This window comes from Mesorhizobium sp. M0276 (assembly GCF_040321755.1).
GTDB lineage: Bacteria > Pseudomonadota > Alphaproteobacteria > Rhizobiales > Rhizobiaceae > Mesorhizobium.
The window spans coordinates 1-23,143 of record NZ_JAMYSC010000078.1 but is presented as its reverse complement, the minus strand read 5'-3'; the positions used below and the strand labels follow the sequence as shown (position 1 = coordinate 23,143).

The window sequence follows — 23,143 nt, the reverse complement described above, 5'->3', positions numbered from 1 at the left end:
GAAAATCATCAAATGTGAGTCAGAGCCCCGTTTGGACGAAAATCACCCCTCAAACAGGGTCCTCATTCCACGAAAAATCACAATCAGCAGGTTTTTCAAACGAGAACGTTGAAACAATACCTTCAAGTAAATTTACAGACTCTTTGCGATCATAGACCGGTGAATACAGTAACTTACTGAGGTCTGAGGGTCGGCCAAAAAGCCGAATCACGCTCAAATCCGCGACACGGGACAACGAAGGGCCCATAGCAATGACATAAGAGAGCGCTTGTTCTGTTTGACGGGCACTGAAATATGGTCCCATCTGCGTCCAAGCGGCCCATGCGTCGAGGAGCCTCATGAGATGCTCTCAGTTATAGGGGCGGGGCCGACTAACTACTCCTAGCATAGCAGCACACCATCTAGCAAAGCAACGTGTAGCTTTTAGAGAGGACCAAGCCATGAGGGTTCAGACAGTAACAGGGTCGATCCCTGTCGAGAGTCTGGGTCGCACACTTATGCACGAGCATCTGTTCATCGCCTTTCCTGGTACTCAGTTCGATCCGCTCGTAAAATTCGACCGTTCGGAATTCATCGGGGAGGCAGGTCGACGTCTGGTGAAACTCCGCACCGAGCATGGCGTGAACACCTTCGTTGATCCCTGTCCGATCGAACTCGGCCGTGACGTCAAAGCGATGACGGAGGTTTCCGAGAAATCCGGCGTGCACATTGTCTGCACCACCGGGTTCTACTACGAGGAACTGGGGCTACCCATCTACTGGCGCGCACGTACCGTCGATGAGATCGCAGAGCTTTACGTTCGCGAGATCACCCACGGCATCGGCGATACCGGTGTGAAGGCCGGGGCCATTAAGGTCTCGACTGGCGCGCCCGTTATTAGCGCGCAGGAGAAGAAGTTCCTTGAGGCCGCTTGCATAGCCCATAAAGCAACCGGGGTACCGATCATAACTCACACGACAGACGGCTGCGCAGGGCCAGAACAGCAGCAACTGTTTGCGGCTGGCGGGGTCCCCGCCCATCGCTGCCTGATCGGCCATAGCTGCTGTAACACCGATCCCGCGTATCATCGCCGCATTGTCGATGCTGGCTCTTACATCGGCTTCGATCAAATCGGATCGTTCTACTATCGACCGGACGACGTCCGCGCAGATAACATAGCGACACTTGTGCGCAACGGCTTTCGCACGCAGATCCTGATGAGCATGGACCGCACCTACTGTAGGCTCGGTAAGTTCACTGAACCCGTCACTGCCGAGTATATTGCAAAAATGGAATACCTCAAGTCACAAGGACTCTATCAGGCCCACACCTACTTGTTTACCGACTTTATCCCGATGCTGCACGCCCGAGGTGTCTGCCAGTCGGACATTGAATCTATGCTGGAGGACAACCCGCGACGCTTCTTTTCCGGTGAGTTTCTGCCGAAAAGGTCGCTGAAATAGCTCTCATGTTCGCTGTCAAAGCTGAAGGCGAGGGTCAGGGGGTTTGAGGCAAGTGTCATTGCGGGTAGTTGTCAATTCGGATCACGCATTGTCACCGCCGGGGTCATGGTCCTTTCCGAGGTCGAATGCCTCATGATGATGTTCGGGTCCGGCGCCTCCACGTTTCCAATGATATGCAGATGAACTGCTGTCAGCCGTTTGACCGAGGTCGCCGCAACCATCGTCCCGCCGTGGGCGGTGAGGTACCGGGGCATCCCCGTTCCCGTTCGCCGGACCGAAGCGTATAGGGGATCATCTCACCATCGGTCGAGACTGCCTCGTGGCGCGTGACCACCAGCCCGGATGTGTCGAAATTCTCCGCGTCGCGCTTCAGGATTACTGGAGCGCCGAGAGGCGCCGCGGCGTTGAGGTCGAATAGGAGAAGCTTCGGCGGCGTGATCGGGTCCTAAGCCGAAATGAGGACCTCTCCATTGGTCTCGCGATGTTCCGCATCGAGCGACCGGAGGTGAACAGTCCCCTCGGCGGGCACGGTGTCCAGCGCTCGGCGCGTCCATTCCTGGCCGTCGGGGGTGAACATCTTGAAACGCGGAACGAGGTTGACGAGGTAGGAGATGATGAGCTTCCCAGGCGCGCTGCTACCTCAATTTCCTTACCGCAATGTGACAGCACCTTTTCAGTGCCATGACATCAGCCGAGACGTCGCGCCGATCTCGCCCGGGTGAAATCAACCCACTAGGAGTGGTAGGGTGCGGTGCAAATGGAGACACGGTAACACTAGCCACCAGCGAACAGGAGACAACAGTTTGCAAGCTTAACCATCGAGTTCGAGCCCGGGAGAGCCTCTGGCCGTAATGCCCAATCAAAGGATAACACCACAGAATGTGGAAGTGCTTGCAAAGCGCCGGGTTGGCGCGCTTCTTCTGAGAGACCTTTGGAAACTCTACTCCGGCGGCCATCTGATGGCGTTTTCTGCGCTTCCGTTTCTCACGGACCAAATGTCCGCTGCGCTACGGTTCTCTAAACCACCACCATATGACTCGCCAGAGCGAATTTCGAAACCAGTCTCTAAGAAAAGTTAGCCCCGATCATCGATTCACGCGGCGGAAAGGGCAGGCGGAGATTTGAAGTATTACATCGGAAGAGTGTCACTAATTCAGAATGTTGGACCGTCGTCCGGTCCCCAGAGTGACATTTTATAAGAGATCTTCCGATGAGCGATAGAAGAATCGTGCGTTGGATCGATCTGGTACAATGCCACCAATCCCTTTGTTCGCGGTTGGATAGCTTTGCATCGAAAAAAGGAGAATGCCGCTATGAGTGAAATGGATTTGATCGATGACTTTATTCCACCTACCGATGTTGTTAAATGCACAGCGCGCATCGGGGCTGAAATCAGGAACATAAAGCTGTCGGCCGATTTGCCGGAGCAAGCCATCGCTGCGATAAACGGCCTGGTGCTTGAGCACAAGGTCATCTTCTTCCGCGACCAGGGTCATCTCGACGACGCTGAGCAGGAGCGCTTTGCTCTTCGTTTCGGGAAGCCCTCGCTGTATCCGGAGGGAACGACGCCCATTTTCGACATTGATTCCGCACGTGGCGATATCGGGGCTTACGTTTGGCATATCGATTGGTCCTGCATGGACGCCTATCCCAAGATCGCGGTGCTGCGAGGCGTTGTGATCCCGCCAGTCGGCGGCGACACCGTCTGGTCAAACACCGCGGCCGCATATCTCGACTTACCGTTGCCGCTGCAACGGCTTGCCAACGAACTCTGGGCTGTTCACAGCTTCCCCGGATCTTATCTCAGGTCTTCTACCGAGCCCCATACTGGACCGATAATCGAGACAGAGCATCCAGTCGTACGCGTCCACCCCGAGACCGGGGAGCGCACGCTTGTGCTCGGCGTTTATGTAACGCGTTTCGTTGGCATATCCAAATATGACGGCCAAAGGCTACTCGATGTATTTGAGTTTCATGTCACCGCGCAGGAAAACACGGTGCGCTGGAAGTGGAAGCAGGGTGATATCGCGATATGGGACAATCGAGCAACGATGCATTGTGCAACCAATGATTGCGGCGACCAACGCCGCGTCGTTCGTCGCGCGACCATTGAGGGCGAGGTGCCTGTCAGTGTGGACGGCCGGTACAGCGTTGCGCGTTTCAAGTTCGTCGGGCGAAATGAGAAACTGACCCCTAACGAAACTTAGAACTAACCCCCTAGTGTCGGACGAGGAGAGAGCGACGAGGAGGAAGGCGATGGCTTCTCCTGTTTCTCGTCGGGCAGGATTTGTGAGAAGGAGGCCGGAGGCGTCGTATGGCCGATTTGACTGAAGCGGCCGAGCTTTTTGATTCGATATGGATCATCTCGCCGGGATGCTCGCGCTCGTACCGGTGGACCGGTTCCGCCGGCTTGATAACGCTCAGCCGCGACAGCCAGCACCGCTTGAGAACCCGGCTGACGGTGGTAAGCGAGACGCCGACCTCATGGGCGACGCCGCAGCGCCACGACGCGCTCGTCGACGACGCAGCAGTGGCCTGTGGCATATCGCGAGGAACGGTCGGCCATGCCGGCCCGCCCTTCGGCCTTGGCGCTCGACGCAGCGCGCCACGATCTTGGCCGCTACGCGGTAGAACGCGCACCGCATGGGCTTCGGAAAAGCGCCTTCTATCACCGACAGCCGCCATCTCCTCTCGACGCAGCGGCGTGAGACGGGCGTTCTTGTGGCCTGTTCATTCGGACCCTCCGATGGATGCTGAGCCTCGCAACTCAAGTCTTCTCTTCAGTCCCAATGGTCACCCTCCGCAAAGCTCACACTTAGCTGCATCTCGCCGCCAGAAGCCTACTATAGAGAAACTGCATTTGACGCAAACCGCTAGGACGGTTGAACGTTTGCCTGAACCAAAGCTTGGTACGTTAAGCGACGGCTTCGAACATCGGTCGGATGCGTACTGTTGCGCAACCGAACAAAAGCATGACAAATCATTGAGGTGAGATGTGGCGACGATGTCCTCAGCTATTCCTTTGACGGGTATCCCGTTCCCGAAATCCGAGTACGAGCGCAGGCAGCTCAACGTGCTGGCGGCAATGGCGAGCGCGGGGCTAGACGCACTTGTAGTGACTGCCCATGGCCATCTTCGGTATCTTAGCGGGTATGATGGCAGTGGTGGATACTTCGCACCCTTTCCTTTGATCATGCTGCCCGGTCGGTCGCCAATATTTGTTGTCCGAGAGTATGATGAACAAGCGGTTCGTTCGTATAGTTGTATTGATGAGATAGTTACTTATGCCAACCAGCAAGATTTTGGGAAAGTGTGTGCCGACGTCCTTCGTCGGTATGGCTTGCAAAGCAAGAGGATCGGTTTCGAGCTTGGCTGCTGGAACCTCGCGGTGGCAGATTTCAATGCGTTTCAGGCGCAGCTTCCCGGCTTAAAGATCGCTGATGCGACTCGGCTAGTTTCTTCGGTGGCAGCGGTAAAGGGCGAGCTAGAACTCCAGTGCATGCGAGATGCAATGCGCATGACTGACCTGGCAGTGCGAACGTTCCAATGCTCGCTACGCGAAGGTATTACCGAACTGGAGATGGCGGCGACCATGGCCGCGGCCATCAGGGCAGAGGCCAGCAACGCTGGCGGGGAAGTTGGGCTTTCTGGCGGTACCATTTTGTTCGGGGAACGGACGAAGTTGCCGCATGCCCCCGCATCTCGGCATCCAATTAGTAATAACGAGCCGGCTTTTCTGGAAATTGGTGCATCAAAACACGGATACACCGTAGGGATGGTCCGGTGCGCTGTGCTTGGCCGACATCCTGAGGCTGAGTTTCTACATACCTTGGCCGAGGAGGTCATTGACGTCCTCGTTGCCGCAGTTAAGCCGGGCACCTCCGCTGCGACAGTCGACGCGGCCGGTCGTGAGGTGCTGAAGCGGTCTGGGAGAAAGGGAGTCTTTCGCCAACGAACCGGATACCAGACTGGTATTAATTGGACTGAACGTGGTGACCTGAGCTTGGAGCCAGGCGCGGAGGATATCCTGAAACCCGGCATGACCTTGCACATGCCAAATATATTGTGCAGCGAAAACGGCTACCTTTTTGGGGCTGCCGCTCACGTCCTAGTGACAGAGCGTGGCGCGGAACTACTGAGCCAAACACCACCCACGCTCTATCGCGCATGATCTCGGCCGGCCTCAGTCAAGGCCACTAAAAAGGGGGAACCTAAAATGAGCTTTTGGATAAATCGCAGGCGTTTTATGCAAGCGACGTCGTCGGCAATGGCGGTCGGCACACTGTCCTCCGTCGTTCGCCGGGCTTCGGCGCAGTCATCGGGGGAGTTAAGGGTGACGGTGGGGGGCGGCGATGTGGGTAAAGCCACCATCGAGGCCTATATCAAACCATTCGAAGCTGAGACAGGTATCAAGGTGACTCCGATCACCGAGGATGCAAACATGGGCCAGATTGAGTTGATGGTGAAATCGAGCAACGTTACGCTTGATGTTGGCTATGTAGGGCAAAGTTATGCCCTAACCTTAGCGGGAAAAGGCCTCCTCGAGCAGATCGACTATTCGATTCACAAAAAGGAAGAGCTAGACGGCATCGTTGAATTTGCCAAGCAATCGTTCGGCATAGCCTCGCTCATCTATTCGTACAACATGGTTTACAATACTGAATGGTTTCCTGCCAGCAAGCCGAGGCCCGTAACCTGGGCCGATTTCTGGGATGTCGAAAAGTTTCCGGGCATCCGAACGATGGTGTCAGGGCAGTACGGATCGGAAGGGCCTTGGGAGGAAGCTCTGCTGGCTGATGGCGTGCCCGCCGATCAACTATATCCGATGGACATCGATCGCATCTTCGCTAGCCTAGATAAGATCAAGCCGCATATCCGTAAGTGGTGGGGCACGGGCTCAGAGATCCAGCAAATGTTGCATGATAAGGCAGTTGATGTCGCGCAGTCATATGACGGGCGCGCGCTTCTTCTGATCGACCAGGGTGCACCAGCCGAGATCAATCGGAATCATGCAAAGCTACAATGGGACTATTGGGTGATCCCCAAGGGGGGGGCCAATGTGCAGAACGCGCAGAAGTTCATCGAATTTGTTACTCGCGCTGACCGCCAGGCGGCATTCTCGCAGCTGTTCCCCGAAGGTCCAACCGACCGTAACGCCTTCAAGCTGATTCCGGATAAGGTCGCCCGCAAACTTCCTACCTATCCTGAATACATGAAGAGCAGCGTTTTCATTAATGGACACTGGTATAATGATATCGGGCCTGATGGCCTGACGAACACCGAACGGCTCATTCAGCGCTGGAACGAATGGGTTCTTCAATAGACCTGGATTCCACTGGAGTTAGTCTGGCAGCAAACGGTCACGTCGCTCGGCTTGCCGACCCCGAGATGAATGGATCCAACCAAAGTCTATCCCCTTTTGGCAAACTTGGGGATTGCGCATAACGGCGCCGAAAACTGGCAGGCGCAGGGGTGTCCCGTGTATTCCACTCAAGTTGGGCGGCAGCAGCTACGGCAAAATAATAGTATCCGTCAGCGGTCGGATCGTGCTGGAGGAACAACAGTGAACACGCATGCATCCCCCGTCCCACATGCAGAGGTTGACACGTTGGAGAAAAGTCCGGTTCTGCCGCAGATTGAATTCTGCAGCGTCACTAAGACTTACGGGAAGATCACTGCGGTCAGAGATTTGTCATTGACAGTTAGTCGTGGAGAGTTCCTGACCATTCTCGGTCCGAGCGGTTCGGGCAAAACTACAACCCTGATGCTGCTCGCCGGCTTCGAGGCCCCGACTGCGGGTGATATCTTGATCGCTGGGCGCTCTGTCGCCGCAGTGCCCTCCTATCGGCGCGACCAAGGCATTGTGTTCCAAAGCTATGCGCTGTTTCCGCATCTTACGGTGACACGGAACCTGGAGTTCCCGCTCGAAATGCGCGGCATAAACGCTGCTGAGAGGACAACACGGGTCCGCCGCATGCTGGAGCGTGTGCACCTTAATGATCTTGGCGGCCGCATGCCGTCGCAATTGAGCGGCGGCCAGCAGCAGCGCGTGGCGCTTGCCCGCGCGCTAATCGCAGATCCGCCCTTCCTCTTGCTCGACGAACCGCTTGGCGCGCTTGATCGCAACCTCCGCGAGCAGATGCAGATCGAGATGAACAGCCTGCACAAAGAGTTCGGCATCACTACGGTCTGTGTTACGCACGATCAGGAGGAGGCGCTCACTCTATCGGACCGCATCGTCGTTATGCGCGCTGGGCGAATCGAGCAGACCGACAGCCCGGAGGCCCTCTATGACCGGCCGGCAACATCCTTCGTGGCAAAATTTATTGGCGAGGCGAATATCCTCGAAAATCCCAACTTCAAGATTGAATCCGATGCAGCTCAGCCCTCTGGCACTGTGCCTATGATCCGGCCCGAACGTATTTGCATTGTCGCTCCTGATGCGCGGAAGCGCAGCGATGCAGACCAACGCCAGTCCGTCACCGGCACCGTCGACGATATGATTTATGCCGGCCCCTTGCGGAAATACCATGTGCGCGTAGGGAGCAGCGTTTTCATCGTGCGTGAACATGTCGCCGCAGGGCAGCCAATCTTCCGACCCGGCGACGGGGTGTGCCTCGACTGGCTGCGGTCCGACATTCGCTTTGTCGCGATGTAGCACACCAGGAGCGTAGACCTGATGAAGACTTTTCAAAAATTGGGCCGAATGCCCACCTTGCTCACTGGGCCTGCTCTCGCCGTTTTGCTGGTTGTCTTCGGAATACCGATCATCCTTCTGTTCTTGACCAGCATCAATGCGCCAGCCTTTTCGGCAACCAATTATTATGAGTTTTTCGGCCAGCCCGCGAACGTCCGCGTACTCTTCCAGACCATCGAAGTGAGCGTCGTGGCCACCGTCATCTGCTTCATCGTCGGCTACCCCACGGCCTATCTGATCGTGACCGCCTCGAAGAGCGTGCGCATGATCCTCATTGTGCTCGTCATCATCCCCTATCTCACCAGTGGGTTGGCTCGTACATATGCATGGATTGTCATTCTCGGCGATCGCGGCGTGATCAACAATCTGTTGCTCCACCTCGGGGTGATCCACAGCCCACTGCAGCTCATCTACAACACCATGGCCGTCTATATCGGCATGGTACACATCATGCTGCCGGTGATGATCCTGCCTCTGGTTAGCGCCATGATGGGCATCGACAGGTCGCTGATGGCGGCGGCGCGCAGTATGGGCGCGCGGCCGCTCACAGCTTTTTGGCGGGTGTTCTTCCCGCTCAGCTTGCCAGGCGTGCGCGGTGGCTCACTGCTGGTCTTCGTGTTCTGTCTGGGGTTCTACGTAACGCCAGCTGCCCTCGGCGGGTTGCGTGATGCCATGCTGTCTAACTTTATCGCGGGGCAAGTCGCAAGCTCCTTCAACAGCTCACGAATCGCCACCTCAGCCTTCATCCTCCTTGCCATCGCCGTCGCCGTGCTTTCCGTGCTAGGGCTCGACCTCGCGGGTACCCAAGGACGCGCGGCGACACCAGCGCGGAAGTCTTGGGTTGTGCGGCTACCCATATTGGGCATGCTGAAACGCTATTTTAATGAGTCTACCAGTCCCTATCGGGCGAAGCTTTGGACGACCCAGCTCTACCAGGCAGGAGATGACAGCCGTATGTCGAACATCGTCGGCACGGTGTTCGTATTGCTCGTCATGGTCTACCTTCATGCTCCTGGTCTCATCGTCATTGTCATGTCGTTTAGTGCCGGGACTTTTCTGGAATTCCCGCCCTCGGGCCTTTCGCTGCAATGGTACCGCACCTTCTTCGGCGATCCGTCCTGGAATGGCGCCGCTTGGACCAGCATCCAGATCGGCGTAGCGGTGGCTATTCTGTCGACTATCGTCGGAACGCTCGCGGCCTATGGCCTCAACCGCACCCATCCTCAGCTACGCAGCTTCCTGACAATGACGATTCTGACTCCGGTCACCATCCCCGTCATCGTCGTCGGCATCGCGACCTATCTCGGGCTGGTCAATCTCGGACTGATAGGTTCGAAAACTGGGGTCATCTTGGCCCAAAGCCTCGGTGCCATTGGCATTGTCGTCGTGATCGTATCGGCGACGCTGGCGAATTTTGACCGAACGCTTGAGAAGGCAGCTAAAAGCATGCGTGCCGGACCCCTGCAGACCTTCATGAGGGTGACACTGCCGCTGCTTCGGCCGGGCATAGTGGGAGGTGCCGTGTTCGCGTTCCTCCATTCCTTCGACGAATTCGTCATAACATCGTTGATTAGCGGGTATTCGATCCGTACCCTCCCGCTCAAAATGTATGAGAACATACGCAACCAGATCGATCCCACGATCGCCGCGGTGTCGTCCCTACTAATGCTTGTGCCCTTGCTTTGGCTCATCGTTCTCTATCTAACCTGGTGGCGGTCCCGGCCGCGAGATCACCACTCGCTCGCCGAACTTGCGACTTGAGCTGCGGGCCTTCAGGTTGCGTCGCAGCTAGTTGCCGCGATTCGCGACAATCCGCCGGTTGCCCGTCTGCAGGAGATCTACGCCGGACTCGATTCTGTCCTACTGTTGCGCGACATCCGCGCCTGCAGGAGCGGTTGAGCGGTTCGCTGCGCTCGCCGATACTTCGCCGCCGTGGTACCCATCCGGTCTGGCTTTCGATTACCCACATCGTCGGCGGGCCTATTGCCCCGTATGAATCTGCCGTGATTCTGTCCGTGACGTCGAATCACGGACGCGTCACGGAAGCGAGACAAGACCAGCAGCAGCAGCAGCGAAGCCGCTTGGCAGGGAAGCTTTATGAATATGGCCGGACTTCAAGTAGCCTAGCGGGGAACGCACACGAGGCCTTACAAAGGATGCGGTTCCGCGTGGGCGAGGGGATCCAAGCGTTCGACATCTTGCTGACCCCCACGGTACCCACGTGGCCATTGCCCATGGTGGCATCTACAGCACTACCCACTCGACGCTGTCCGCAGAGGAATTCATAGAAGCGGATGCCGCAGTTTGTCAGTACACTGGAGTGTTCAATAACACCGGACAACCTTCGGTGTCCTTACCTTTGGCGCAAAGTACCAGCGGCCTGCCGATCGGCCTTCAGATCGTCGGTCGCTTTGGCCACGAGGCTACACTAGTTCGTATCGCACGCGATCTGGAGGAAGCCAGACCATGGAGCAAAAGGCGACCAAAGGTTCGGGCAGAAAACAGCTGCGGAAGCGCTGCGACGTTAGGCTCGACGAATTGTGCGCCGCTGCGCTGTCCTTGAGCTCCAGCTTTTGTGAAAATTCGGCAAGATTTCTGAACCTTTTCCAGCGCGACCAGCTCCGCGCAGCCTTCCCGCGCGATGACTTGCCACGAAACATCCCACCCGGTCAGCAGGTATATGCTGAGGTTCGGCTATTTGGCCTTGATGTTGGGCGGAGTGGCCGCGGCGCAAAGGTCCTCGCTCAATGCTGGTGCCATCCCTACCTCCTGATCCGAAGGCAGGGAATCACACCGAGATGTGCTCGTCCCAAAATTCCGACTCCGCGTTCAGCGGACGTGCTCTAGCAGGCTGTTGAAGAAGGATCACGTTTGGCCTTGAGGATAGCCTCGTCGCCGTTGCGATAGGCGAAGGTGATGTCGATCGAGCCGTCGTCGAGCAGTTCTGCGGAGCCGTCGCCGGTGACTTCGTCCATCTCATCGAAGCCGGCCCATGTGAAGAAGACCATTGAGGGCCCGTACCCGAGATCGAGGCCGGCTTGCAGGGCGCCAAAGGCGATCTCACCGTGGTTGTCGGCCCCAATGGTGATCGTGGCGGGTCCGCCGAGGTCGAGATAGCCGCGATCCCACAGGTCAGCTTCGATGATCCGCCAGCGGCCGATCAGTTGACAGCCGGCAGGTGCGATCATGTCGGCACCGCCAGCAGCTTCGGCAACCGCACGAGATTGTAGGCGGCGGCTGCGAAGGTGAAGGCCCATCCGACGCGGTCGCGGCCGCGCAACTTCGTCTTCGCCTGTCCGGCGACCGTCTTGATCCAGCCGAACGCCTCTTCAATGCGCTTGCGAATACGCTGACTGACAGCATAGCCGCTATGCCGCGTCGTGCGCCCGTCGATCGCCGAACTACGGCCGCTCGTGTTCTGCGCTACATGCGGCGTCACTCTCATCGAGCGCAGCTCATTGACGAAGTCTTCCGCGTCGTAGGCCTTGTCGGCGCCGAGCGTGATCGCCTGTGGCCGCTCCGCTCGCGGTTCGATCATGTGCAGGGCCGCCACCCGCTCGGCATGCCCGTCGGCAAACGTCAGGCAGGCGTCGACCAGAAGGCCATGGCGGTTCTCCATCAGCCCATGCCCCATGAAGCAGAGCTTCGCCTCCTTGCCCCGCCCTTTGCGGTAGAGCCTGGCGTCGGGGTCGGTGGTCGAGGTGTGCGTCTCGTTCGATCGCCTCTCGCCGTGGAAGTCCGCTTCCGCATTGCGTCCGCCGCCGTCTGCAGGCGGCTCGCCATGACCACCGCTTGGGCCGTCTTTCGGCTTGACGCTCTTCATCGACGCCCAGGCCTCGATCAGCGTGCCGTCGACCGAGAAGTGATCCGTCGACAGAAGCTTCTTCACCTTGGGTTGCGCCAGCACCGCCGCCAGGAACTTTGCAGCGATGTCGCCCTCCAGCAGCCGGTCACGGTTCTTGGAGAACACCGAATGATCCCAGGCCGCATCGTCGACGCCAATCCCGACGAACCAGCGGAACAGAAGGTCGTATTCCAGCCGCTCCATCAACAGCCGCTCCGAGCGGATCGAATAGAACGCCTGCAAAAGCATCGCCCGCAGCAGCTTCTCCGGCGGGATCGACGGCCGCCCAATCGGCGAGTACAACGCCGCAAACTCCCGCTCCAACGCTGCCAGCGCCTCGTTCACAATCGCCCGAATGCGGCGCAATGGATGATCGCGCCGCACCCGAGCCTCGAGGTCCACGTAGCTGAACAGTTCGCCCGTCTGTCCGTCACCACCCCGCACGATTCACTCCCACCTCTTCGTGGTCAGAGTGAATCGCGAACCTGAGACTGTCGCGAGCCCTTTTTCAACAGCCTGCTAGGCCCTTCTCTTTAAGCTCACACATGACCTGACGAGTTAGATTAGGATAGCCTCGCTAGCGGTTAGGCGACGGCTGCGAACGTCATCCGATAAAGCGTTTCGGTGTCATAAATGGGCAGTCCCGTAATACGGCGGATTGCTGGCGTGACCAGCGGGAATAATGTACATTCAAACAGCACTGCGCCAATTTCCGGATGCGCCGAGCGGAGTTCCGCGAGGCACGCAGCAACGTCTGTCTCAATGTCAGCGACGTCAGTGTGTGCCGGCGGTCGCGTGTTCTCATTCTGCACCAACTTGCTGCCGTCGATGCCGCCGATGATGATCCTCGCACGTTCGGCCGGATCATCGATCCCAAGCAGATCTTCGCTCAAATATCTTACCTGAGCGGCCACGACGGCGAGTTTGGCAGCTGGTGGAAGTTGGCGGAGCAATGTCGGCGCCAGCAGCAAGCTGGACATCGCCACGGGTACATTAACCGATGCAGCCACCGCCGCTTGATGGCGCATAGTGTAGCCGCAGTCCCCGGTTATTGCGACGGCTCCGCGATCGACTAACCGCCGGGCAGCTGCAATGTAGGCTGTGTCGAGAGCGGGATCGCCGGGGATGACCTTCTCCGCCCAAGCTCCGACCGCCGTCTCAATAATTATTGGGAAGTCGAAGGTTTTCGGATTAAAAACCGATCCCCGCTGCGCACTCCATGGCGAAATTTCACTGGGCGCCAGCCCGAGGTCCAACCCTATTATTCCGAGGGCTCTTTGTGGGTGAGTTGTCATAGAGGAACCTTTCTCAAGGTGGATTCGAGGCCTCGCTTTTCGACAGCCATCGATGCTTTAGTAAAAATTAGCCTATCCGCCGAGTCTGCCAATTATCGACTATAGATGGATTCCATCTGCGTCCGATATAGATAGTGCTGGGCCGCTGCGTCGCAATTGAAGGAAACGCGCATGCCTGAGAGCCTTCTCTGATTGGGGTCGTCGTGGTCAAGGTGCTCCTGCACTTTTTCTCGGACCGTTCCGCGGGTCACTCGCTTCTCTTCGCGGTCGGCGCTTGAGCCGCCGCATGATGGGATTAGGAGAGCGAAACGTCTCAATCTGGTTCACGACCTTGCGAACCTTGGTTCGGCAGGTTCAGGACTCTCAACGAGATCGCCTCGCCCATCGTCCCCACGGAACGATCCGGGCATCGCCCTTTCGGGCGAAAGCATTGTTCGTGTTCCTTGCTCCTTTAATCTGTCTCGCTCACGCTGCCAGTGCGGCAGACTCCTTTCCAAAGCGGAACTCGGTTGCGTCGGCCCACATGCGGTGCAGGATGACGCCCAGTTTGCGGGCCACCGCCACGCGGGCACGCGCCATGCCGCGGCGTCTGGCGATGTTCATGCCCCAGGCGCGCAAGCTCGACCATTTCTTCGAGCTCACGAGCAGCGAATGCGCCGCCTCGTAGAGGGCGGTGCGGGCGAGTTCGTCGCCGCAGCGGCTGACCTTGCCCTGGACGTCGGTCTCGCCCGACTGATAGCGCGCCGGCGTCAGCCCTAGATGCGCCCCACCGCCCGCGAAGAGCTGAACCGCTCCGGCCGGTCAACGGTGGCGCGGAAGGCGAGCGCAGTGATCGGCCCGACGCCCGGCGCGCTCATCAGCCGCCGACACACTTCCTCCTTGCGGACGATGTGGAGAACCTGCTTGGTCAAGCGGGCGAACTCCTTCAGCATGACGCTGACGATCGCAAGAAGCGGCTCGACCATTGCCATCACCTCGGCGCCAGCCAGGTCGCGCACGCGATCAGCAAAGGCGGTGCGCGACGGTGTACCGAGCTTGACGCCGGTCTCGCGTAGCATGGCGCGCACAACATTCTCGATGCTGCGCATCTCGTTCAGCACCGTGCGGCGGGCAACCAGCAGCGCGCGCCACAACCGGCATTGCCGGCTCTTGACATGCACCTGCCGGTACCAGCCGGTGCGCATGATCTGCGCCAGCGCGCGGGCATCGTTGCGATCGGTCTTGTTCGGCATCGTCTTCATGGCCGCATTGGCCTGGCGTGTCTCGATGCAGATCGCCGGCAGGCCTTCGGCGCGCAATCCGTCGTGAAGTCATGCCGTCAGCGAGCACGCTTGCAGGCCAAGGCGCTCCAGCGGAAGCCCGACTTTGCGCAGCGCTTTGATCAACGCCTCCGGCTCGCTCGCCGCACGTATTTCCTTGACGATCCGGCCGCTCTCCTCGACCACGCAGATCGCAGTCTCTTCCAAAGACACGTCCAGTCCGGCAAAATACTTCATGGCTGCTCCTTCCCGATGTTTGTGGCGAATCAACATCGACCACGTTCTCACATCTCGACAGGAGCAGCCGCCCTTATCCGGGCTCGGCAAAGACCCCAATCACCCCATCTGAATCAAAAAGAGTGTTTTGATATCAACTTCTGGCGAGCATGCGGGTTGAGCAGGCGAATGTGAGCGACGTATATCCAGGCTTCTGCGGAAGCGTGGGATTTCTCCCAGTCCTTGGCCAGCCTGCGGCATCGCCCCAGCCATGCGAATGTGCGCTCCACGACCCAGCGGCGCGGCAGGACCTCAAAGCCTTTGGCTTTATCCGTCCGCTTGACGATCTCCAAGATGAACGTGCCGATCTTTTGCATCGCGCCCCTAAGCGTCGGCGAAGACGTGTCGCAGCCACGGCCAGCGTTCGAGAATGGTCTTGAGGGCAGCCGGTGCGCCGTCCCGGTCCTGGATATCAGCGGCGTGGACGACGAGACCGACCATCAGGCCGATGGTGTCGACAACGATGTGACGCTTGCGCCCGTTGATCTTCTTTCCCGCGTCGAAGCCACGAATTCCGCCGCTTTCCATGGTCTTGACCGATTGGCTGTCGATCACGCCCGCCGTCGGGCTCGCTTCCCGACCCTCGGCCTCGCGCGCCGCCATGACGAGGCTGTTGCTGATGGTCCGCAACAAGCCCGCCTCACGCGAGCGATAGAAGTACTTCTGCACCGTTGAAAAGGGTGGGAAGTCTTTCGGCAGCAATCGCCACCCGCCCCCGACGAGGCGAGGGGCTCGCTAAGAAGAAGCGATCGGGATACATCGGTAGTCCCAGATCATTTTCATGGTCTCATTCGCCACCTTCCGTGCCTCATCAACTTCGCCGTTTCCATAGAAGCTGTCGAGCAGCCCAGCGAGCCCTGCCGCAAACACCGTCTTGCCAGCCCGGAGTCTGTTGCGGTGATGACGATGCGCTTGGTCATGCCGAGGCCAACACCTCGACGAGCGAAATGCGCAGGCGCTACGTGCACTCGGGCACGGTCGGCGGACGAGCCGCGCATGTCGAAGCCGCGCGCCTGGAGTGCCTCAGCGACCGCCATGGTGCGCCTGACGTCGCCGATTACAAATGGCTGGATCTGCGATCCGCTCGGCGTCACGCCGCAGCGTTCGGCCAATTAGCCGCCTGCTAAGCCATCGCTTGTCTCCAACGGGGGGGTATGCGCCGATGCGGCCTTTCCCGGAGCCAAGTGGAGAGTTGTTCACTCGCGGCGAAGTCGGGCTGATATGGGCGCGCATCACCGTTAAAAGAGATCCAGAGCACGCTTTAGGATTTATTGGAGTAGGTACAAACGCCATTGAGAAGGCAATGGCCCTGTGGCCGCATATCAAAGCACTCGAGGCCAAGTGGTACGAGCACCCATTCCAGCTTCGCGAACTCTACCCTCTCGAATGAACGCCGGTCCACGTCGAGGGATCACCTCGGCCTTATAGAGGCCGTTGATCGTTTTGGCGAGGGCATTATCGTAGCGGTTGCCCACCCTGCCGACGGAGGGATCGATGCACCACCTCGCCCAAACGCTTGGTATCGAATGCTGACCTATGAGAACCTCTGTCCGATGATGCGCGACGCTGGCCCGATGGGCGGCCGTCGTTTGTGTAGTGCCTGTTCCAGCGCGTCGAGCACGAAGCTGGCATGCGCCTCCGGCTCATCCGCCACCCGACGACCCGGCGGCATAGGGTCGGGCATCTTTGCGGGCAACCTAGTTTGTGCAGTACGCGGTCCCTTTGCCGGCGAGCCAAATGCAACATCCCTAGGAGAAAGAAAGTTTACTACCTCTTATGCCGTCATCTCGTCGCCAGAAGACCCCAATCTGCAAACTGAATTGGACGCCCGCGGCCGCCTGCTGTCTACTGCGATCACTTAACTAGAGCGACGCAGGCAACCTAAAGGCTGGCCGGTCGACCAGCTGGCTTTCGCCGGATCTCGGCGTAACGTCGCGATAATCTTTCTAAAGTTACAACATACCAACGCGAACGGAGTCCTGAATGGCACCGCAACCCCAGCGCTCTCTAGGAATTCTCAATCTGGAACGCGGGGAGGCGGCGGACGCCATGCCGTCGGCGCCGCCACGCGGCTGCTTGATGAGTTCGGCCACCTACGATTTTCCCGTCATTTCGGAAACCGTTGTGGGTGCATGGGTTGACCTCGTCGTTCCTGGCGCGCCTGAGCTGGAGTCAGCCTGCGTGGCAGCAGCGAAGCGCCTAGTAGAGCGCGGCGCGGTGGCAATAAGCGCCAACTGTGGCTACTTTATCCGACACCAAGCTGCCGTGGCGGCGGCCGTGAATGTCCCCGTGGTGTCTTCGAGCCTGCTGCTTCTGCCGGCGCTACTCGGCCAATTGCCGGCCGCCGCTAAGCTCGCCGTTCTGGTCGCCCAGCCCAAGCACTTGGGCGAAGATATGCTCGGGATCACCGATCCGTTTGCACGGGACAGGGTGGTCATCGGAGGGATTGAAGATAGCGTACTCGTGCGAAATGAGAATATGCGACCACCGCCGCCGACAGATATGGCGGATATAGAAAAAGATGTCTTGGCGTGCGCCGAGCGACTCCGCGGTTCACATCCAGATATTAAGGCCTTTCTATTCGAGTGCACGGCAATGCCGTTGACGGCGCCGGCGGTTCGGCGAATGACAGGCCTGCCTGTCTACGACATTACGACCCTCTGCCGAATGACCTTGGCGTCCGTGGCCTGAGGGAGGTGAGCGCGTCAAAATACTCGGTCGAGCCTAGCGCCTAGCCTGCGGTGAAACTCACATTGGGAGAACGATCATGTTCACAATATCACGCCGAAATCTTCTAAAGAGTGCAGCTTCGGTTGGGGCTGCTGGTGTTGGTCTCTCGCTGGCGCGGATAGCCGGGGCCCGTGCTGCCGAGACGATCACTGTGGTTGAATGGGGCGGAGACTACTTCGAAGCAATGAAGACAGTTGTCGCCAAACAGTCGGACATTAATGTCAATTGGATCCTGCATACAGGCGGCTCTGCCGCTATTCTGCCGAAGATCAAAGCCATGTGGCCAAACCCCGGCATAGATCTTCTCACGGGATGGGATGTATCGTGGCAAACAGTCGCCCGTGAGGGCTGGGCGGAGCCGGTTACTCTGGAAAAGGTTCCGAATCTCGCCGATGTTCCAGAAAAGTTGCTCGTCAAGGATGGCGCCGGAAACATCATAAATATCCCACGTACGGTTACCGGCCTTTCGTGGTTCTATCGGGAAGATACCACTCCCTTCGAAATTACTAAGATCGACGACCTTTTAGACCCGCGCCTGAAGGGCAAGATCTGCTTTCCGATTCCTACACTAAATCAGAATGTCCAAATGATCTCGTTGGCGCTTTCCAAGGGAGGGGACGAGAAGAACATGGAGCCGGCATGGGACTTTATGAAAGAGTTGGCTCGAAGCGGCAACATTGGTCGAGTCGCAAACGCAGATATTGACGTCACAAACTCCCTTAGCTCGGGAGAAACCAGTATAAGCTTCAATGCAAACTCAACCTATACGGCGTTGAATCGTAACTTCAAAATGCGATTGCTGAACAGGATGGATCCAAGAACCACAGGGTTCCGAACGTTCTACCTGCAGGAAGGCTGGTGTGTGCTGAAAGGTGGGAATACTAAATCCGCGTTCAAGTTGGTGAACTTTCTCATCAGCCCGGATATCACCGCCGAATACAATCGGCTTGTGGGAGGTCTGCCTGCCAGTGTCAAGGCGGCGATCCCTGACGAGGCCAAACCGTTCGTATTCAACAACGAGGAAATGAATAAATATGCCTACGTTCCGGACTGGTCATATGTCTCCGAACAATCGGATTCTTGGATGAAGCGCTGGGAGCAAGAAATCCAACCTCTACTATAGCGGCAAGTCGAAAGAATCTCTGCTCAAACGCGCCGGCCCAGGGGTCCAAATGAGACAGTCTAAATCCCAGTTACTCCTGCTGCTTCCGGCGGCAGCAGTATTTCTCCTTTCCCTTGTGCTGCCGCTATTGACAGTCATTGAGAAGAGCTTTCGCACATTCACGCCGGGCCGCATCGGGGCCGTGGCGGGAGCTCCGCTTACCATTAAGAATTATACGGAATTCTTCGATCCGGTCTATGCGAGGTACTTTGGCCAAACCTATGCGTTGGCGTTCTTCGCGTCGGTAATCGCTATCATCATAGCGTTTCCGGTCGCCTATTATATTGCGAAGAATGCATCTGCGCGTGTGCGGAAGATCTGGATCTCGGCTCTCATCGGGCTAATGTTCTTGAGCGCATTGGTTCGGATCTATGCGATCGAATTGACGTTTGGTTCTGTCGGGATACTCTCCCCGTTCATGTTGCTTTTTGGCGTCAACATGAACGGCAGTGCATATATTAACATCATCATCATCGTCGGATTGCTCCACTATGCGATACCGATATCGATCCTGATCATGATAGGCGCGATACTGAATCTCAATCCTCGCTTGACTGAGGCGGCGCAGTCTCTTGGCGCATCGGCAATAGAGTCACATCTTTCGGTAACGATCCCGTTGTGCATCAAGGGAATCGTCTCTGCATTTTTGGTTTCAATGACGTTTGGCGTAAGCGCTTTCGCCATCCCTTGGATCCTGGGGCGAGGAAGGGTGCAGTTTATTTCAAACATTGTATACAGTCGCTTCAGTGAAGTATCGAATTATCCCAGCGGGGCCGCAATATCGATTGTCATGATGATCCTATCGCTTCTAATGATTTTTATTATCTCTAGAATTGCAACGTTGCTTGATAGGACATAAGAATGGTCAGCAAGCGAAACGCAGATGCCGGTCTTGGGGTACTCCTAAAGGCAGTAATCGCGGTGACGGCAGTCTTTTTGCTGCTCCCAGTGGTGATGACCGTGATCATGTCATTTGACTCGCGTGACTATCTTGGTCAATTTCCTCCCCCGAATCTGTCGACGAAGTGGTTCACCAAGTTCGCCCATAATGGCTATCTCTGGTCCGGACTCCACACGAGCCTCTTGCTGGCGACCGCGGCGACCGCCGCCGCGACCACGATTGGAGCCTTGGCCGCGCTGGCTATCAGTCGAATGTCTGCGCAATGGCGGGATTCTGTCACGACGGCCTTCCTATCGCCTCTAGTGCTGCCAGGAGTTATCATTGGGTTTGCATTGTTGATGGCATTTTCGGCAGTGAACGTGCTGCCGACATTCCTTAAAATGCTCGCTGGGCACCTTATCATCACAATTCCCTTTACGATCAGAATGACTCTGATTGGGCTGACTGGTATAAGTGCCACACTGCGTGAAGCTGCATTGAGCCTTGGCGCCCATGAACGCCAAGCTTTCTTCACGGTAACGTTGCCGCTCGCTAAAAATAGTATCGCCGCTGGTGCGATCTTTGCCTTCGCATTCTCCATGGACGATTTAACAATCAGCCTCTTTTTGAGCGACTTCAATACGTATCCGCTTCCCGTCGCTCTCGTAGGTCTTATGAGGTCGAACTTCGATCTCACTCTCGCTGCGGCCGCCGTCTTTCTGATGGGGCTAACTGTCGTTATTTTGATTGTGCTCGATCGCATGTTTGGTCTTGAGCGGGTTATCGGCCATGGCATCTACAAGGCTTGATTCAATGAATGTTCTTGAGTTGAAAGACGTCACTAAAAAATACGGTGAATTTGTCGCTGTTCATGGCGTCAGCTTGGAAATAGAGCGAGGAAAGATTCTTTCTCTTTTGGGGCCGAGTGGTTGCGGGAAATCGACCACGCTACGCATGATAGCTGGGTTTACGGCGCCGAACAGCGGCACTGTGGCAATCGCAGGCGAAAACGTTGACCATCTGAAGCCCTACGAACGCAATGTTGGGCTCCTGTTCCAGGATTACGCGCTTTTCCCACACATGACGGTGGAGCAGAATGTCGCCTACGGACTGCGTTACCGCGGAACACCGAAGCCGATGATACCTACTCGAGTCCAGCAGATGCTATCACTTGTACGCATGGTCGGTATGGAGGCCAGATATCCTAGCCAGCTAAGCGGTGGACAACAGCAGCGCGTGGCGCTTGCCCGGGCGCTGGCAACTGACCCCCAAATCGTCCTCCTGGACGAGCCTCTATCCGCACTTGATACCAAGCTTCGCCTGGAGTTGCGTATCGAGCTTAAGGAAATCCTCAGATCAGTAGGAGCGACCACCATTGTCGTCACGCACGACCAGGAGGAGGCTCTTAGCCTCGGCGATGAAGTCGTTGTCATGCATGCGGGGAAGGTGATTCAACGCGGTTGTCCGATAGAAATCTACAAAACGCCGGCAGATAAATTTGTAGCTGAATTCGTTGGCAGATCGAATTGGTTTTACGCAGCCAGAAGTGGTCGATTAAGTGGCGGCCTCAGCTCCTATATTGCTTCCAATGGAATGGAGATTTGGACGAGATCAGCGCCGACAGACCGGCGTGGAAGTGCTGATCTATGCATAAGACCAGAACATATTGAACTCATGGACGTCACACAGGGTGTTGTGAGTGATAAACTAGACCAGAATCTCTTAGAGGGTGTCGTAGTCGACGTGGCGGCTTTGGGGGCCGATGTGCATGTGGTCGTCGACCTACCGGGTGAGACCCGGTTGCAGGTAATCCGAAAGAATGTCGGGAGGATTCCCACCGTCGTGCCGGGACAACCCGTGCGGCTATGCTTTGCAGCATCCGATGTTCTCGTGTTCCCCAGTTGAACATTGGCGAAGCCTAGATGCCGTAATGGGCCGGCCTTCGCGAGCATAGCCAGGTTGGGTGGCTGTCCCTCAGAATGATGGTGTTGAACGGAGTCCGAGCGATCGGCTCCAAGCATCATGAGAGGAACAGCCATGGAACACTATGTGGGAATCGATGTCTCTCTGGAAGAGAGCAGCGTGTGCATTGTGGACGCAACCGGAAGGATCATCCGCGAGGTCAAGATCGCCAGCGCGCCGGAGGCACTGGTGCGCTATTTCGACGAACTCGAATTGTCTGTCATCCGCATTGGGCTCGAGGCTGGGCCATTATCGCAGTGGCTGCATGCCAGGCTTGTGGCCGCCGGACGCGATGCGATTTTGCTCGAGACACGGCACGTGAAGGCGGCGCTCTCGGCTATGACGGTGAAGACCGACCGGAAAGATGCACGCGGGATCGCCCAACTGCTGCGGATGGGATGGTACCGCCCGGTTCATGCCAAATCGGTGACTTGCAAGGATAGCCGAGCCCTTCTTGTTGGACGCAAGCTTCTGCAAGGCAAGCTTCTCGACGTCGAACTGAGCATCCGCGGGATCCTGCGCGGTTACGGGCTGAAGGTTGGAGACGTCAGTCGTGGAAGGTTTGAGGCGCGTATCCGGGAACTGACAGCAGGGCACGTCGCTCTGGAGACAGTGATTGGTGCGATGCTGGCGGCGCGGACGGCGTTGTGGAGCGAGTTCACCAAGCTCCATCGCGAGATGCTGAAGATCGCGCGCGCTGACAAGGTCTGCCGCAGATTGATGAGCACACCCGGCGTCGGCGCCTTGGTTGCGCTCACCTATCGCTCGGCGGTAATGACCCGACACGGTTTGGAAAATCCAGTACGGTCGGAGCCTACTTCGGGCTTACGCCCAAAAAATATCAATCCGGTGAGACCGATCGGGACGGTGGTGTCAGCAAGGTCGGCGACGCCATGGTGCGAACCGCGCTCTTTGAAGCGGCGCACATCATGCTGACGCGGGCAACCCGCTTCTCGGGCCTGAAGCACTGGGCGCTCGACGTGGCGAAACGCCGGGGCATGAAGCGCGCCAAGGTGGCCCTTGCCCGCAAGTTGGGCGTCGTGCTCCATCGCATGTGGGTGGATGCGACCGATTTCCGCTGGAGTAAGGCCGCAGCGATGGCATAGGAGATAGAGCGTTCGGAGCGAGCCGAAACGGCAGCGCTCTCCTGAGGTCCCGTCGCCGGGACGAGGGCTTGGCAAGGTCGTGTGTAGTGCTGTGAGTGCTTCGGCAAATCACGCTTCCTAGATTGACCTGTCAGCTCTGGATCTGATGGCATAGTGTGGCGGCCTTCGCGCTGACCACGGACAGAAGCATGATCCTGGCGATGAGATATCATTCAGAGGGGACTTGACGAACGAGGGCCCATTACAGAAGCACTACTTTGGCAGATTTTTAGCGGAGAGGGTTCTGCGGCAGTGGGGACAACGGATTGGGGGCGGCTGCGCGAGCGCGGTGAGGATGGCTTGCCTGATGGCGGCTAGGCTTGGTTGGGGCGGCGGGCCGAGGATTCTTTTTTCCCGCTCCCGCTTGTTTGAGGCGGCGAGATTGCAGGAAGGCGTAGGCGATCATCGTCATCAGCGCGTGCCGGTGCAGGCCCGTCCATGAGCGCCCCTC

At 57.6% G+C, this 23,143-nt stretch carries 16 protein-coding genes and 7 pseudogenes; 13 read left to right on the top strand and 10 right to left on the bottom strand.

From position 1 onward, the window contains the following. Positions 1–49: 49 nt before the first annotated feature. Positions 50–340, bottom strand: a complete 291-nt coding sequence (locus NKJ01_RS32865) for a hypothetical protein (protein ID WP_352734492.1) — start codon at positions 338–340, stop codon at positions 50–52. Between the two features lie 100 nt (positions 341–440). Between NKJ01_RS32865 and NKJ01_RS32860 the strand changes: the two genes are divergently transcribed. After that, complete coding sequence (locus tag NKJ01_RS32860; RefSeq protein ID WP_352734490.1) at positions 441–1,442, top strand: phosphotriesterase family protein; 1,002 nt, start codon at positions 441–443, stop codon at positions 1,440–1,442. A 1,313-nt stretch (positions 1,443–2,755) separates the two neighbouring features. Next, complete coding sequence (locus tag NKJ01_RS32855; RefSeq protein ID WP_352734489.1) at positions 2,756–3,649, top strand: TauD/TfdA dioxygenase family protein; 894 nt, start codon at positions 2,756–2,758, stop codon at positions 3,647–3,649. A 107-nt stretch (positions 3,650–3,756) separates the two neighbouring features. Here the strand turns inward: NKJ01_RS32855 and NKJ01_RS32850 are convergent. Continuing rightward, positions 3,757–4,127, bottom strand: a pseudogene (locus NKJ01_RS32850) (transposase family protein); the annotation flags it as partial. 319 nt (positions 4,128–4,446) lie between these two features. On the opposite strand from NKJ01_RS32850, the gene NKJ01_RS32845 reads away from it, so the two are divergent. From NKJ01_RS32845 to NKJ01_RS32825, 5 genes are all read left to right on the top strand, one after another. Then, positions 4,447–5,613, top strand: coding sequence for a M24 family metallopeptidase (locus tag NKJ01_RS32845; RefSeq protein WP_352734496.1), 1,167 nt, complete (start codon positions 4,447–4,449; stop codon positions 5,611–5,613). Positions 5,614–5,658: 45 nt separating this feature from the next. After that, on the top strand, positions 5,659–6,765 hold the full coding sequence (locus NKJ01_RS32840; protein ID WP_352734487.1) for an ABC transporter substrate-binding protein: 1,107 nt from the start codon (positions 5,659–5,661) through the stop codon (positions 6,763–6,765). A 285-nt stretch (positions 6,766–7,050) separates the two neighbouring features. After that, positions 7,051–8,100, top strand: a complete 1,050-nt coding sequence (locus NKJ01_RS32835) for an ABC transporter ATP-binding protein (protein WP_352734494.1) — start codon at positions 7,051–7,053, stop codon at positions 8,098–8,100. A gap of 21 nt (positions 8,101–8,121) precedes the next feature. Further along, positions 8,122–9,900 (top strand): ABC transporter permease subunit, encoded by a 1,779-nt coding sequence (locus NKJ01_RS32830; RefSeq protein WP_352734485.1) that lies wholly within the window; start codon positions 8,122–8,124, stop codon positions 9,898–9,900. Positions 9,901–10,360: 460 nt separating this feature from the next. Next, positions 10,361–10,702, top strand: a complete 342-nt coding sequence (locus tag NKJ01_RS32825) for an amidase family protein (protein ID WP_352734483.1) — start codon at positions 10,361–10,363, stop codon at positions 10,700–10,702. A gap of 280 nt (positions 10,703–10,982) precedes the next feature. Here NKJ01_RS32825 and NKJ01_RS32820 read toward each other — a convergent pair whose 3' ends face one another. From NKJ01_RS32820 to NKJ01_RS36575, 7 genes and pseudogenes are all read right to left on the bottom strand, one after another. Continuing rightward, the gene (locus NKJ01_RS32820; RefSeq protein ID WP_352442314.1) at positions 10,983–11,327 is read right to left on the bottom strand and encodes a hypothetical protein; all 345 of its coding nucleotides are present in this window, start codon (positions 11,325–11,327) and stop codon (positions 10,983–10,985) included. Beyond that, positions 11,324–12,427, bottom strand: coding sequence for an IS5 family transposase (locus NKJ01_RS32815; protein WP_352734481.1), 1,104 nt, complete (start codon positions 12,425–12,427; stop codon positions 11,324–11,326). The genes NKJ01_RS32820 and NKJ01_RS32815 overlap by 4 nt, the downstream gene beginning before the upstream one ends. 140 nt (positions 12,428–12,567) lie before the next feature. After that, a complete protein-coding gene (locus NKJ01_RS32810) occupies positions 12,568–13,239 on the bottom strand; it encodes an aspartate/glutamate racemase family protein (protein WP_352734479.1) in 672 nt (223 codons plus the stop codon). Positions 13,240–13,743: 504 nt separating this feature from the next. Next, positions 13,744–14,774: pseudogene (locus NKJ01_RS32805) on the bottom strand (IS110 family RNA-guided transposase). A 133-nt stretch (positions 14,775–14,907) separates the two neighbouring features. Further along, positions 14,908–15,530: pseudogene (locus NKJ01_RS32800) on the bottom strand (IS5 family transposase); the annotation flags it as partial. 244 nt (positions 15,531–15,774) lie between these two features. Further along, positions 15,775–15,925, bottom strand: a pseudogene (locus NKJ01_RS32795) (8-amino-7-oxononanoate synthase); the annotation flags it as partial. Between the two features lie 239 nt (positions 15,926–16,164). Continuing rightward, positions 16,165–16,312 (bottom strand): annotated as a pseudogene (locus NKJ01_RS36575) (IS3 family transposase); the annotation flags it as partial. Positions 16,313–16,796: 484 nt separating this feature from the next. On the opposite strand from NKJ01_RS36575, the gene NKJ01_RS32785 reads away from it, so the two are divergent. From NKJ01_RS32785 to NKJ01_RS32760, 6 genes and pseudogenes are all read left to right on the top strand, one after another. Beyond that, entirely contained in the window at positions 16,797–17,504 is a 708-nt protein-coding gene (locus NKJ01_RS32785) for an aspartate/glutamate racemase family protein (protein ID WP_352734477.1), read from the top strand. Between the two features lie 76 nt (positions 17,505–17,580). Further along, a complete protein-coding gene (locus NKJ01_RS32780; protein ID WP_352734475.1) occupies positions 17,581–18,666 on the top strand; it encodes an ABC transporter substrate-binding protein in 1,086 nt (361 codons plus the stop codon). A gap of 49 nt (positions 18,667–18,715) precedes the next feature. Then, the gene (locus NKJ01_RS32775; RefSeq protein ID WP_352734473.1) at positions 18,716–19,564 is read left to right on the top strand and encodes an ABC transporter permease; all 849 of its coding nucleotides are present in this window, start codon (positions 18,716–18,718) and stop codon (positions 19,562–19,564) included. Positions 19,565–19,566: 2 nt separating this feature from the next. Continuing rightward, entirely contained in the window at positions 19,567–20,394 is an 828-nt protein-coding gene (locus NKJ01_RS32770; protein ID WP_352734471.1) for an ABC transporter permease, read from the top strand. Then, complete coding sequence (locus tag NKJ01_RS32765; RefSeq protein WP_352734469.1) at positions 20,375–21,490, top strand: ABC transporter ATP-binding protein; 1,116 nt, start codon at positions 20,375–20,377, stop codon at positions 21,488–21,490. The genes NKJ01_RS32770 and NKJ01_RS32765 overlap by 20 nt, the downstream gene beginning before the upstream one ends. 132 nt (positions 21,491–21,622) lie before the next feature. Next, positions 21,623–22,653: pseudogene (locus NKJ01_RS32760) on the top strand (IS110 family RNA-guided transposase). Between the two features lie 268 nt (positions 22,654–22,921). Here NKJ01_RS32760 and NKJ01_RS32755 read toward each other — a convergent pair. Then, a pseudogene (locus NKJ01_RS32755) lies at positions 22,922–23,143 on the bottom strand (IS701 family transposase); the annotation flags it as partial.

Bases quoted from the DNA above. Each gene is read 5' to 3' on its own strand.
- NKJ01_RS32865 (WP_352734492.1), bottom strand. From the start codon at position 340: ATGAGGCTCCTCGACGCATGGGCCGCTTGGACGCAGATGGGACCATAT.
- NKJ01_RS32860 (WP_352734490.1), top strand. From the start codon at position 441: ATGAGGGTTCAGACAGTAACAGGGTCGATCCCTGTCGAGAGTCTGGGT.
- NKJ01_RS32855 (WP_352734489.1), top strand. From the start codon at position 2,756: ATGAGTGAAATGGATTTGATCGATGACTTTATTCCACCTACCGATGTT.
- NKJ01_RS32845 (WP_352734496.1), top strand. From the start codon at position 4,447: ATGTCCTCAGCTATTCCTTTGACGGGTATCCCGTTCCCGAAATCCGAG.
- NKJ01_RS32840 (WP_352734487.1), top strand. From the start codon at position 5,659: ATGAGCTTTTGGATAAATCGCAGGCGTTTTATGCAAGCGACGTCGTCG.
- NKJ01_RS32830 (WP_352734485.1), top strand. From the start codon at position 8,122: ATGAAGACTTTTCAAAAATTGGGCCGAATGCCCACCTTGCTCACTGGG.
- NKJ01_RS32820 (WP_352442314.1), bottom strand. From the start codon at position 11,327: ATGATCGCACCTGCCGGCTGTCAACTGATCGGCCGCTGGCGGATCATC.
- NKJ01_RS32785 (WP_352734477.1), top strand. From the start codon at position 16,797: ATGGCACCGCAACCCCAGCGCTCTCTAGGAATTCTCAATCTGGAACGC.
- NKJ01_RS32780 (WP_352734475.1), top strand. From the start codon at position 17,581: ATGTTCACAATATCACGCCGAAATCTTCTAAAGAGTGCAGCTTCGGTT.
- NKJ01_RS32775 (WP_352734473.1), top strand. From the start codon at position 18,716: ATGAGACAGTCTAAATCCCAGTTACTCCTGCTGCTTCCGGCGGCAGCA.
- NKJ01_RS32770 (WP_352734471.1), top strand. From the start codon at position 19,567: ATGGTCAGCAAGCGAAACGCAGATGCCGGTCTTGGGGTACTCCTAAAG.
- NKJ01_RS32765 (WP_352734469.1), top strand. From the start codon at position 20,375: ATGGCATCTACAAGGCTTGATTCAATGAATGTTCTTGAGTTGAAAGAC.